The sequence below is a fragment of the Mesorhizobium sp. M7D.F.Ca.US.004.03.1.1 genome (assembly GCF_003998635.1).
In the GTDB taxonomy this organism is placed as follows: Bacteria; Pseudomonadota; Alphaproteobacteria; order Rhizobiales; family Rhizobiaceae; genus Mesorhizobium; species Mesorhizobium loti.
Window position 1 is genome coordinate 1 of sequence record NZ_RZQG01000082.1, and the last position, 12,236, is coordinate 12,236.

Below are 12,236 nucleotides of genomic sequence, written 5' to 3' on the forward strand. Positions count from 1 at the left end.
GTCATGGGAGCCACGATGCCGATCTTGATGTCGGCAGCCCCGGCCATCGTGGTCAGAGCCAGCCCGGCAAGGGCGGTGGCACAAGCGAGCCTCTTGAAGGAAACAACCATTAATTCTCTCCATTTTCCCCTGTTGGCGCATCCAGGCGGCGTGCCTGAAATGCATTGTTTCGCCCCTCGGTTAGCTGCGGAGCGGTTATGTTGAGCAAGATCGCCAGCCGGCCACGCGATTTGTCACCGGCAAGGACTGACCCGGCAGATCAGTGACTGCCGCCGGAGGCCCGGGCATACGCCCCCTGGTAGCGGTTCTCCCGGATGCTCTGCATGATGTCGGCCTCGCGGCTTTCCTGCGCCAGGACGGCGGCCAGCAAGGCCGCGGCACCGTCGATTGGAAATGCCACGACGCCATCCTCGTCGCCCACGACGATGTCACCTGGACCGACGACCATGCCGCCTATGCAGACGGGAACATTAATGGCTCCCGGACCATCCTTGTACGGCCCGAGATGGATGGCCGACCGCGCGAAGCATGGAAACGGACTGCGGCCGATGGCACCGGCATCGCGGATGGCGCCGTCGATGACAATGCCTGCGGCGCCGCGCGACGCCGCGACACTTGTCATGATTTCGCCGACCAGCGCGCGGCCCTCATAGCCACCGCCATCGACGACGATGACGTCTCCGGGCTGCAACAGATCGAGCGCACGATGGATGAACTGGTTGTCGCCGGGACGGGTCCTGACCGTCAGCGCCCTCCCCGCCATGACGCCGCTCACCCGATGAAATGGCCGCAACCCGACAGCTCCGGGGACACGAGCGAGATTGTCGCTGATCAGTGGCGTCGCAAGAGCGCGGAACGCGTCTATCAGTTCGCTTCCCTGAGGTGCATCTGCCATCTCCCGTTCTCCCACTGTCGGTCCTCTTTTGTGAATATAGTATCCAATCACAATTAATTCGGCAGTGTCAACCGACTTGCGGATAGTCCTCTGAAAAAAGCAAAGACTGCCCAAAACCGCTGCGTGCCGGCCTAGTGCAGTCATCCGGCAGCCATTCATCCGGGCTTGCAATGGCGTCGAAGTTTAAGATAAGTTGGATAACATATCCATAAGCGTCGAAAATCGTAAAAGGGATTTGGATCGTGAAGCACGCAGGAAAAGTCGTGATCGTTACCGGGGCGGCACAAGGCCTGGGCCTTGCCTGCGCCGAGCGCTTTCATGCCGATGGCGCCAAGGTTGTGCTTGTCGACGTGCAGGCCGATCGCGGGCGCGAGCATGCCGAACGTCTTGGCGAGCGCGCCGTCTGGCTGTCCGCCGACCTTTCCGAAATCAGCAGGGACATGGCCGACGGCATCATTGCCAAGGCCATGCAAAGCTTCGGCGGTGTCGACGTGCTCATCAACAATGCCGGCATCATCCATCTGGACGATTTCGTCGACTTCCCCGAGGAAGCCTTCGACCTGGTTCAGCGCGTCAATCTCAAGGCGCCCTTCCTTCTCGGGCAGGCCGCGGCAAGAGCCATGATCGCGCAGGGACGCGGCGGCTCGATCATCAACATGTCGTCGATCAACGCCATTCTGGCCATTCCCAATTCGGTCGCCTATGCCGTGTCCAAGGGTGGCATCAAGCAGTTGACGGCGGTGATGGCCGTCGGATTGATCCCGCATAACATCCGCGTCAACGCCATCGGCCCCGGCACTATCCTGACCGACATGGTCAAGAGTTCCGTCATGGCCAGCGAAGCGCAGCGCCAGACCATCCTGTCGCGCACGCCGAGCGGCCGCTGTGGCGAACCTTCGGAGATCGCCAGTGTCGCTTCCTTCCTGGCCAGCGACGACGCCTCCTACATTGTCGGCCAAACCATCTATCCGGATGGCGGTCGCCTGATCCTGAACTATACGGTGCCGGTGAAGGACTGACCGCCCGTGGTTGCAGGTACGCCCAACATCAGTCTCGCGGGATCAGGCGCGCTGCTGCTTGATGGCGCGCAGGGGGCTTTCAATGATGCCACCCAGGAACTGGTCTGGGCGGTAGCGAATGCCGCGCTGAGCCTCAAGGGGGTGCGCGAGACCGTTCCCGGCATGAACAACCTGCTGGTGGTATTTGACCCGCTCGCTACGGACGCCCACAGCGTCGGCGGTCAGCTGATGTCGCTCTGGGCCGCCACCGATGCCCACGCGGTGACCGGCACGCATCATACCATTCCCGTCAGCTATGGCGGCGCGCGCGGCGAGGATCTCGCCAGCTGGGCCGCGCATTGCGGCATGTCTGTCGACGAGACCGTCAGGTGCCACGCGGCGGCCACCTACACCGTCGCCGCCATCGGCGCCATGCCGGGCTTTCCCTATCTGTCCGGTCTCGACCCGCGGCTGGCGTGGGCACGGCGCAGCACGCCTCGCCTCAAAGTCGCCGAGGGCGCCGTTATCATCGGCGGCGCGCAGGCGGGTATCATGCCGATGACAGCACCATCCGGATGGCACATCATCGGCCATACGGACGTGACGCTGTTCAAGGCCGGAGCGGAATTGCCCGTGCTGCTCAGGCCTGGAGACACGATCCGCTTCGCAATCGCAGGGATCGCGGCATGATCGAGATCCTCACCACCGGCCTGCCGAACACCGTCCAGGATCTCGGCCGGCCCGGCCATCTGGCGCTGGGGGTGAGCCATGGCGGCGCCATGGACACCCAGGCGCTGGCGATCGCCAATCTCATGCTGGGCAATGATCCCTCGGCTGCCGGGATCGAGGTCGCGCTTCATCCGTTCCGGCTGCGCGCGCATATCGACACCGCGGTCGCCATCACCGGCGCGGACTGCGCCGTCAGCGTCGGCGACCGGCCCTGCCCGCCCTGGTGGGCCATGGCGATCCGCGCCGGCGAGACCCTTATCCTCGAAGCGCCGCGCATCGGTGCCCGTTCCTACATCGCTTTCGCCGGCGGGCTCGATCTGCCGCCAGTCATGGGGTCGCGCTCGACGGATGTGAAAGGCAGTTTCGGCGGGCTCGCCGGACGCGGCCTGTCCCGCGGCGACCGGCTTGCGCTCAACCCTGCGCAATGCGGCCTTCCTGCGGGCGGGTTTGGCGCAGCGCTGGAGGAGCGGCGCGGCGCGGCGGACGGCGCGGCCTGCGCAATCGAATTGCGGGTTCTGCCGGCCGCCGAATTCGACGCCTTCACGCCGGAGGCCCAGGCGGCTTTCACCGGCAGCGAATGGAACATCACCAACGACGCCAACCGCATGGGATATCGCCTTTTCGGAGAGACGCTTTCCCTCCTCTCACCGCTGGAATTGCTCTCCCACGGCATCGTGCCGGGCACCGTCCAGGTGCCGCCGTCCGGCCAGCCGATCATCCAGCTTGCCGATGCCAACACGTGCGGCGGCTATCCGAAGATCGCTACGGTGATCGAAGCCGACCTCTGGCGGCTGGCGCAAGCGCCGGTCGGCGCGCACCTGCGTTTCTCAGCGGTCTCGATCGAAGCGTCGACGGAAGCGCTTCGCGCCAACCGGCAGCGACGTCGCGACTTTATCGCCGCCCGGAACCTCATCGTCGGCAAGCAGAGGGCCCCATGAAAATTCGCCCCTTCACGATCGAGATTGCCCAATCTGAAATCGACGATTTGAAGAAGCGCATCTCGAACTGGCGCGAGCCGGACCAATTGCAGGCGATAGGCTGGGCGCAGGGAACGGAATACGAAGAACTGCGGCTACTTATGCAGCACTGGCGCTCCGGCTTCGACTGGCGCAAGCAGGAAGCCGCCTGGAACATCCATCCGCACTACCAGACGGAAATCGGTGGCGAAACCATCCATTTCATCCATGCGCGCGCCGCTGTTGCGACCGGCAGAACGGTCATACTCACACATGGCTGGCCAGGCAGCGTCTTCGAATTTCACAGGCTGATCCCGCTTCTGACCGACCCGCTTTCGCATGGCGGAAGACAGGAGGACGCCTTCAATGTCGTGGCCCCGTCGATTCCCGGTTATGGCTTTTCGAGCCGGCCGACCAAGCCTGGTCTCAACCTGTTCACAATTGCCGACCTGTGGGCCGAGTTGATGAGCCGTCTCGGCTACAAACGATATCTCGCCCAGGGCGGGGATCTGGGCGCCGGCGTGTCGACCTGTCTGGCACACGCGCATCCCGACAGTCTCGCCGGGGTGCATCTCAATTTCATCCCCGGCTCATTCTCCCCTCCTCACGATGCAGGCCCGGACGGTGACTTGACATCGGAAGAACGCGCCTTCCTGGAACGGAAAGCCGGATGGGCGGATCTTCATGGCGCCTATGCTCATATTCAAGCGACGCGTCCGCAAACGCTTGCCTACGGGCTGACGGATTCGCCGGTCGGACTGGCAGCCTGGATGATCGAAAAACTCCGAGACTGGAGCGATTGCGACGGCGATCTGGCCAACGCCGCTTTTTCGCGCGACGACATGCTCGCCAACATCTCGCTCTACTGGTTCACCCGGACCGTCGCTTCGTCGATGCGCCTCTATTGGGAAACGCGCGCCCGCCCGCTTGCCTTCGCGCCCGGCACGGCGATCTACGTTCCGTTTGCGGTGGCGTTGTTTCCCAAAGAGCTGCCGATGCCGCCCAGGAGCTGGGTCGAACGCGTCTTCAAGGACATCCGCCAGTGGACAGCGATGCCGCGCGGTGGTCATTTCGCAGCCCTCGAGCAGCCCGCTTTGCTTGCACAGGATCTAAGAGCCTTTGCCAGTGGTCTGGATTTTTAACGGCACCTGCGTTTGCGCACAGCCATACCCGAAGGCCAGAAATGACCAACACCACGATCACTATCGATGCCCTGCATGAGCGCGTCGGTGCAATTTTCCGCAAGGCCGGACTGAACCCCATCCAAGCCAGCGCCATCACACGGGTCATCGTCGCGGCGGAACGCGACGCCTGCAAGTCGCATGGTATCTACCGGATCGAAGGCGCCCTGAGGACGATCAAGGCCGGAAAGGTGGAGCCGAACGCGGTGCCCGAGTTGTTGCCTCAAGACGCTCCCGCCCTCGTCAAAGTGGATGCGAAGCACGGTTTCGCCAACCCGGCCTTCGAACTGGGCCTGCCGGTGCTGGTCGAGCGGGCGCGCTCGTGCGGCATTGCCGCGCTCGCGATCAACGATGCGGTGCATTTTTCCGCCCTTTGGGTGGAGGTCGAAGCCTTGACCCAGGCAGGCCTTGCCGGCCTCGCCATGTGCCCGAGCTATGCCACAGTTGCTCCGACCGGCGGCAACGGACCGTTGCTGGGCACCAATCCTTTTGCCTTTGGCTGGCCGCGCGACGGACAGCCTTACGTTTTCGACTTCGCGACCTCGGTTGCCGCGCGCGGCGAGATCGAGCTGCACCGCCGGGCAGGCAAGAAGCTGCCGGAAGGCTGGGCCATGGATTCTGACGGCAGGCCAACGACCGATCCCGAAGCTGCCCTGGCGGGCGCCATGCTTCCCTTCGGCGGTCACAAGGGCTCCGCCATCGCGACGATGATCGAGCTTCTCGCCGGGATCATGATCGGCGACCTGACCAGCCCCGAAGCGCTCGATCTGCTCGGCACCACGACGCTTTATCCATCGCATGGAGAGCTGATCATCGCTTTCTCGCCACAGACTTTTTCCGCCGGCCGCCCCAGCAATCCGCTCGGCCGTGCTGAAGTCCTGTTCGAGGCGATCCTTGGCCAGGGCGCGCGCCTGCCTTCGCAGCGACGATTCATTGCCCGAGCAGCATCGGAGAGTGGCGGCATCAGCCTCTCGGCCCAGGAGATCGAACAGCTCGACCGTTTTCTCGAGCAAGGGCTGGACGGCGTTTGAAGCCATTCGTTCGCCTCGCTCAGGTTTAGTCATCAAGGGGAAAGGGAGAAAAAATGCGCTGGTCAAGAACATTCACGGTCGTCGGCTGCCATGCCGAGGGAGAGGTCGGCAATGTGATCACCGGCGGCGTCATGGACGTGCCCGGCAAGACCATGTTCGAGAAGAAGGAATATCTCCAGGAGCATATGGACGACATACGGGGGCTCGTTCTCTTCGAACCGCGCGGCGCGCCCTACGTCAACGCCAACATCATCCTGCCACCCTGTGATCGCTCCGCCGACCTCGGCTATGTGATCCTCGAAAGCACCGAATACCCGCCCATGTCTGGCTCCAACACCATCTGCGTCGCCACCGTGGCGCTGGAGACGGGTATGGTGCCGATGAAGGAACCCGAGACGCGACTGCGCATGGAGGCGCCGGCCGGCATGATCGAGGTGCGCTGCCTCTGCGAGAACGGCAAGGTGAAGCAGGTGGAGTTCACCAACGTGCCGGCTTTCACGTTCCACCTCGACACACATGTCGAAGTCGAGGGGCTCGGCATGATCACCGTCGACACCTCCTATGGCGGCATGACTTTCGCCCATGTCAATGCGCGCGCACTCGGTTTCGCTGTCAAACCCGACGAGGCCCACCAGATGTCGCTGATGGGCCAACGCATCAAGAAGGCGGTCAACGAGCAGCTCGAGGTCGTGCATCCGGAGAACGCGAAGATCCGCGACGTGTCCAACGTGATTTTCGAAGGCCCGATCGAGCGCATCGACGGGCGCGTGGAAAGCATCAACGGCACGGTGTGCCTGCATGGCAGGCTCGACCGCTCGCCGACCGGCACCGGCACCACCGGGCGGCTGGCAGTGATGTCTGCGAAAGGGCAGATCGCCAAGGGTGAGCTGTTCCGCAACAAGTCGATCATCGGGACCCATTTCGATTCCCGCGTGATCGCCAATGCGCGCGTCGGCGAGCGCGACGCCGTCGTGGTCACCATCGCCGGGCAGGCCTGGATCACCAGCATCGGCCAGTATGGCCTTGACCCGACAGACCCTTATCCACGCGGACATCGCCTCAGCGATGTCTGGTTCTGAAACGATGGCGGCCGTGCCCGCCAGCACGGCCGCGTAACCGTTCGGCCGTGCTCAGGCCGCGAACGCTCGGACCCTGACACCGTTCGCTTCCAGCCGTCTCCTGACATGCGCGGCGATGGCGACGGCCGCCGGCGTGTCGCTGTGGACGCAGATCGAATCGATCGGCGTCCGCAGCAGCTGCCCGGAAAGCGTCTCGATGGCGCCTTGCTTGACCATCCGCACGACCCGTTCCGCCGCCTTCTCGGCATCGTGGATGACCGCGCCGTCCAGCTTGCGCGAGACAAGAAAGCCTTCCTCCGTATAGGCGCGGTCGGCGAAGATTTCGGACCTGACCGTCAGGCCCGCGTCGCGCGCGATCCTGTCCTGGAAGCCGAGCGCGATAGCCAGGCAGATCAGGCCGGGATCGACGGCCTTGACCGCGCGCGTCACGGCTTCGGCGACGCCTCGGTCCGTCTGGGTAAGGTTGCCCAGCGCGCCATGTGCCTTCACATAGCGGATCGGGTGGCCGGCATAGGCGGAAAGCGCCTGCGCCGCACCGATCTGGTAGGCGACCAGCCTTTCGATCTCATCCATGGAATGCGGGATGATGCGGCGTCCGAATCCCCACAGATCGGCGAAGCTCGGATGCGCGCCAACGGCGACGCCCTTCTCGCGCGCCATCAAGAACGTGGCCGCCATGATCTCGGGGTCGCCGGCATGAAAGCCGCAGGCCACATTGGCGGAACTGACGATGTCGAGGATCGCCGCATCGTCGCCGAGCCTGTAGGCTCCAAAACCCTCGCCCATGTCGGAATTGATATCGACCTGCAATCCTTTGGTCGCCATGGCGCTTTCCTCAGTGGTTCGAACCATCGCCTCTGCCTTCACACCAGCTCGTAGAGCGGCGTGCCGTAGCCGACGACCGCGCCGTCCTCGGCCAGCGCCGCGCCCAGCACTCCGTCTGCCGGCGCGAGCACGGCCTTCAGGCATGGGCCGACCTGCAGGACGCCGATCGTCTCGCCCTTGCGGACCATTTGGCCAGGTTCGGCAACCGGCCGACCGGTCGTTGGATGATCGAGACGGAACACGCCGACGCCGGGCGCACGCACGCCCTTGAAGACCGTTTCGGCCTTCGGCGCTTCAGCCGCAGCTATGGGTGTTTCAGCAACCACGGACCGCACAAGCAGGCGCAGCGAACAGCCGGCTTCCACCAATTCGATCTCACCTATGCCGGCGCTTGCGCACCAGGCGGTTAGCCTTTCGATCTCCTCAACCGTCATTGCCGCCTCGTCTCTGGAGCAGACCGCCTTCAATGAGACGTTCAAGATGGTGGATATCGAAGCCGCCAGCGGCGAAGCCGGGCTCCTCCATGAGGAGGCCGTGCAGCGGTGCATTGGTGGCGATGCCGACCGCCTCCATCTCGCCCAGCGCCCCGCTCATGCGCCGGATCGCCTCGGCCCGCGTCGCGCCATGCGCCAACAGCTTGGCCACCAGCGAATCGTAATGCGGCGGCACCATGTAGCCGGAGTAGAGATGTGATTCGACGCGGATTCCGGGACCGCCCGGCGGCGTCCAGCGCTCGACCCGGCCCGGATGCGGCCGAAAGCTGTATGGATCTTCAGCGTTGATGCGGCATTCGACGGCGTGGCCCTGAATGCAGATGTCTTCCTGCCTGAACGACAGGGGTTCGCCCCCGGCGATGCGGATCTGCTCGCGCACGATATCGATCCCGGTGACGAGTTCGGTGACGGGATGCTCCACCTGCACGCGGGTGTTCATCTCGATGAAAGAGAAGCGCCCGTCCTCGTAGAGGAATTCGAACGTGCCGGCACCCGTATAGCCGATGGTCAGGCATGCGCGGGCACACAGCTCGCCGATCTCGGCGATCGCCTCGCGGGCGATGCCGGGCGCTGGCGCCTCCTCGATGATCTTCTGGTGGCGGCGCTGCATGGAGCAATCCCGCTCGCCGAGCCAGACCGCCCTACCGTGCTTGTCCGCCAGAATCTGGATCTCGATATGGCGCGGGTGCTCGAGGAATTTTTCCAGATAGACTTGCGGGTTGCCGAAGGCCCGGTCCGCCTCTTTCACCGCCATCGAAACGGCTTCCATCAGGGCGCGTTCCTCGCGCACGATGCGCATGCCGCGTCCGCCGCCGCCACCCGCCGCCTTGACGATGACCGGGTAGCCGATGGCCTCGGCAATGGCGCGCACTGCCTGCTCGTCCTGAGGCAGCGCACCCTGCGAGCCCGCAACGCAGGGAACGCCGGCAGCGATCATCGTGCGCTTGGCGGAGACCTTGTCGCCCATGGTGCGGATCGCCGCCGCGGACGGGCCGACGAAGATGAGGCCGGCGTTTTCGACGGCCTCGGCGAAGGCAGCATTTTCCGAGAGGAAACCATAGCCCGGATGGATCGCGCCCGCGCCGGTAAGTTGCGCGGCGGTGATGATCTCAGCGATGTTGAGATAGCTCTCCGTCGCGGCCGCCGGTCCGATGCAGATCGCCCTGTCCGCCAGCGCGACATGGCGAAGGCTCGCATCCGCTTCCGAGTGCGCCGCCACCGTCTTCAATCCGAGATCGCGGCAGGCGCGCAGGATGCGCAGTGCAATTTCACCACGATTGGCGATAAGGACGGTATCGAACATCGCCGCTAGCCCAAATCTTCGAGAACGAACAGCACGTCACCGGACTGCACAGCGGCATGATCGTCGAACGCGATCTGGACGATCCGCCCAGCGCGATCGGATTCCACGACGTTGAACGTCTTCATGGCTTCTAGGACGCCGATCGTCTGCCCTTCCACGACCACATCGCCAAGCGAAGCGAGCGGCGGTTCGCCTTCGGTGCCGGAACGGTAGAACACGCCTGTCAGCGGCGCGCGGATTGAATGCCACGCGATGGGCGGAGTTGTCGAAGCTGGATTTGAAGAGACGGCGGTGTCTGCGGCTGGCTGCGGCGAAGGCTGCACCTGCGACGCGGATTGCGCCGGCGCCGCCTGCCTGGACATGCGGATGCGAACGCCGTCGCGCTCGATCTCCAGTTCGGCAATGGGCGAACGCGAGACAAATTCGATCAGCTTCTGGACGAAGTCGAGATCCATCGCCGGCCTATCGCAGCGCTTCGACGGCCTCGGCGATGCGCCTGATCGCTTTTTCGATCAGGTCCATCGACGTGGCTATGGAAATGCGGAAATGCGGTGACAGGCCGTAGGCTGAGCCCTGCACCACCGCGACCCGTGCCTGATCGAGCAGGTAGAGCGAGAAATCGTCGTCGCTGCCGATAGGAGTGCCGTCCGGGCGGCGACGGCCGATCAGGGCCGAGCAATTGGGATAGAGGTAGAAGGCGCCCTCGGGCGTCTGGCAGGTGAGACCGGGAATCGCGCGCAGCAGCTCCAGTGCGCGGTCGCGCCGCGCCTGGAATTCGAGCGCCCGCGGGCGAAGAAAGTCCTGAGGACCTTCCAGTGCTGCTATGGTCGCGGCCTGCGAGATGGATGACGGGTTCGACGTGCTTTGGCTCTGCACGGTCGCCATGGCACGGATCAACTCTTCCGGCCCGCCGGCGTAGCCGATCCGCCAGCCGGTCATGGCATAGGCCTTCGACACGCCATTGACTGTCAGCGTGCGGTCCTTCAGCCGTGGCTCGACGCCGGCGATGGTGTGGAAGGCGCGCCCGTCGAACAGGATATGCTCGTAGATGTCGTCGGTCAGCACGTGCACATGCGGGTGATCGAGCAACACCTCGGCCAGGCCCGCAAGTTCGTCGCGGCTGTAGACGGCGCCGGTCGGATTGGAGGGCGTGTTGAGCAGCAGCCATTTCGTGCGCCCCGTGATCGCGGCTCGCAGGGCTTGCGGCGTCAGTTTGAAGCCCTGCGCCTCCGTGCAGGGAACGACCACGGGCTTGCCTTCGCCGAGCAGGACGATGTCGGTGTAGGAAACCCAATAGGGCGCGGGGACAACCACCTCGTCGCCGGGAGCCAGCGTTGCCAGCAGGGCGTTGTAGATGATCTGCTTTGCGCCACCCGCGACGCTGATTTGCGAAGGCTTGTAGTCGAGGCCGTTCTCGCGCCTGAATTTTCCGGCCACCGCCTTCTTCAGCGCGGCCGTGCCATCCACCGCCGTATAGCGCGTCTCCCCCCTGCGCATCGCCTCGTAGGCCGCCTCGACGATGTGCGGAGGCGTCGGAAAATCCGGCTCGCCGGCGCTCAGGCTGATGACGTCGATGCCGGCTGAGCGCATTTCGATTGCCCGCGCGGTGACCGCCATGCTGGGGCTTGGCTTGATGACGTCGAGACGGGGAGCGATGAGGCCCACGGAACAATCCTCGGCATGCCTGATATTTGGTAAAAATTGGATAATGTATTCTGATTTTCGCGTCAAACCCCTTTTTCTGCGTCGAAGACCGGGTTATGTCTCATTTTGGAGGTGGGTCGATAGAGAAAAGTATCCAATCCTTCGTCGCCACCGATAACATTCGAGATAGGGAACACGATTGGAATGGGCACAAACTATGATGTGGTGATCGTCGGCGGAGGCGTTGTCGGCAGCTCGATCGCCTACTTCCTGTCAGCCAATCCGGATTTCGATGGCAGGATCGCGGTGATCGAGCGGGACCCCTACTACACGGCGTCCTCGTCTTCCTTATCGACCAGCGCCATACGCCAGCAGTTCGGCACGGCGCCGAACATCGCCATGTCGAAGTTCAGCATCGACTTCCTGCGCCAGGTAAAGACACGGCTTGCCATTGGCGATGAGTTGGCCGACATCGGCCTGCATGAGCCCGGTTATCTCGTGCTGGCGACGCCCGAGCGGGCCGACGCGCAGCGCGCCAAGAACCGCGTTCAGCGCGGCATGGGCGTCGACGCCGAGCTGATCGAGCAGGTCGAACTGGCACAACGCTTCCCGTGGCTCAACACGGACGATCTCGCGCTTGGCTCACTCGGCCTTGGCAGCGAAGGCTGGTTCGACGGCCCTGGCCTGATGCAGGCATTTCGCCGCAAGGCGCGCACGCAGGGCGTGGACTATCTCGCCGCGACGGTGACCGGACTGAGCATGGCGTCTCCCGGCAAGGTCGGCGAAGTGGTTCTGGACAATGGCGAACGGCTTGCCGCCGGCACAGTGATCAACGCGGCCGGACCATGGAGCGCGGGCATTGCCAGGATGGCCGGCGCCGAGTTGCCGGTTGCCCCGAGCAAGCGCTGCGTCTTCGTCTTCGAAACGCCGGCAAGGATCGACAACTGCCCCTTCGTCTTCGACACAAGCGGCTTTTGGCTGCGGCCGGAAGGTCAGCTCTTCCTGTGCGGTATTCCGCCGGTGCGCGAGAACGACCCGGACGATTTTGGCCTGGATGTGGACTACGACCTGTTCGACGAGTTGATCTGGCCGGCGCTGGCC

Annotated in this window: 13 protein-coding genes; 7 read left to right on the top strand and 6 right to left on the bottom strand. The window is 64.0% G+C overall.

Annotation, left to right across the window (positions count from 1 at the left end):
• Positions 1–259: 259 nt before the first annotated feature.
• Positions 260–895, bottom strand: coding sequence for an RraA family protein (locus tag EN935_RS07800; protein WP_109660144.1), 636 nt, complete (start codon positions 893–895; stop codon positions 260–262).
• 242 nt (positions 896–1,137) lie between these two features.
• Between EN935_RS07800 and EN935_RS07805 the strand changes: the two genes are divergently transcribed.
• The 6 genes from EN935_RS07805 to EN935_RS07830 are packed head-to-tail and all read left to right on the top strand — an operon-like array spanning position 1,138 to position 6,869.
• Positions 1,138–1,914: an SDR family oxidoreductase gene (locus tag EN935_RS07805; protein ID WP_164548750.1), complete on the top strand. Its 777-nt coding sequence runs from the start codon at positions 1,138–1,140 to the stop codon at positions 1,912–1,914.
• A gap of 6 nt (positions 1,915–1,920) precedes the next feature.
• Entirely contained in the window at positions 1,921–2,583 is a 663-nt protein-coding gene (gene pxpB / locus EN935_RS07810) for a 5-oxoprolinase subunit PxpB (protein WP_127265082.1), read from the top strand.
• Positions 2,580–3,560 (top strand): biotin-dependent carboxyltransferase family protein, encoded by a 981-nt coding sequence (locus EN935_RS07815; RefSeq protein WP_127265083.1) that lies wholly within the window; start codon positions 2,580–2,582, stop codon positions 3,558–3,560. Before pxpB ends, EN935_RS07815 begins: the two co-directional genes overlap by 4 nt.
• Positions 3,557–4,720 (top strand): epoxide hydrolase family protein, encoded by a 1,164-nt coding sequence (locus EN935_RS07820; RefSeq protein WP_127265084.1) that lies wholly within the window; start codon positions 3,557–3,559, stop codon positions 4,718–4,720. The genes EN935_RS07815 and EN935_RS07820 overlap by 4 nt, the downstream gene beginning before the upstream one ends.
• Before the next feature lie 41 nt (positions 4,721–4,761).
• Positions 4,762–5,790: an Ldh family oxidoreductase gene (locus EN935_RS07825; RefSeq protein WP_127265086.1), complete on the top strand. Its 1,029-nt coding sequence runs from the start codon at positions 4,762–4,764 to the stop codon at positions 5,788–5,790.
• Positions 5,791–5,843: 53 nt separating this feature from the next.
• Positions 5,844–6,869, top strand: coding sequence for a proline racemase family protein (locus EN935_RS07830; RefSeq protein WP_127373252.1), 1,026 nt, complete (start codon positions 5,844–5,846; stop codon positions 6,867–6,869).
• A gap of 51 nt (positions 6,870–6,920) precedes the next feature.
• Here the strand turns inward: EN935_RS07830 and EN935_RS07835 are convergent, their stop codons facing one another.
• From EN935_RS07835 to EN935_RS07855, 5 genes are read right to left on the bottom strand one after another with little or no spacing between them, the layout of a single operon-like run.
• A complete protein-coding gene (locus EN935_RS07835; RefSeq protein WP_109660131.1) occupies positions 6,921–7,694 on the bottom strand; it encodes a 5-oxoprolinase subunit PxpA in 774 nt (257 codons plus the stop codon).
• A 38-nt stretch (positions 7,695–7,732) separates the two neighbouring features.
• Entirely contained in the window at positions 7,733–8,128 is a 396-nt protein-coding gene (locus EN935_RS07840; protein WP_127265029.1) for a biotin attachment protein, read from the bottom strand.
• Positions 8,118–9,491, bottom strand: coding sequence for an acetyl-CoA carboxylase biotin carboxylase subunit (accC, locus tag EN935_RS07845; RefSeq protein WP_127265028.1), 1,374 nt, complete (start codon positions 9,489–9,491; stop codon positions 8,118–8,120). The genes EN935_RS07840 and accC overlap by 11 nt, the downstream gene beginning before the upstream one ends.
• Positions 9,492–9,496: 5 nt before the next feature.
• Positions 9,497–9,946 (bottom strand): biotin/lipoyl-containing protein, encoded by a 450-nt coding sequence (locus EN935_RS07850; protein WP_109660125.1) that lies wholly within the window; start codon positions 9,944–9,946, stop codon positions 9,497–9,499.
• A 7-nt stretch (positions 9,947–9,953) separates the two neighbouring features.
• Positions 9,954–11,156 carry a pyridoxal phosphate-dependent aminotransferase gene (locus EN935_RS07855; protein ID WP_109660123.1) on the bottom strand — a complete coding sequence of 401 codons (1,203 nt, stop codon included), beginning with the start codon at positions 11,154–11,156 and terminating at the stop codon, positions 9,954–9,956.
• A gap of 183 nt (positions 11,157–11,339) precedes the next feature.
• Between EN935_RS07855 and EN935_RS07860 the strand changes: the two genes are divergently transcribed.
• On the top strand, positions 11,340–12,236 hold an 897-nt coding region (locus EN935_RS07860), incomplete at its 3' end, for an FAD-dependent oxidoreductase (RefSeq protein ID WP_164771043.1).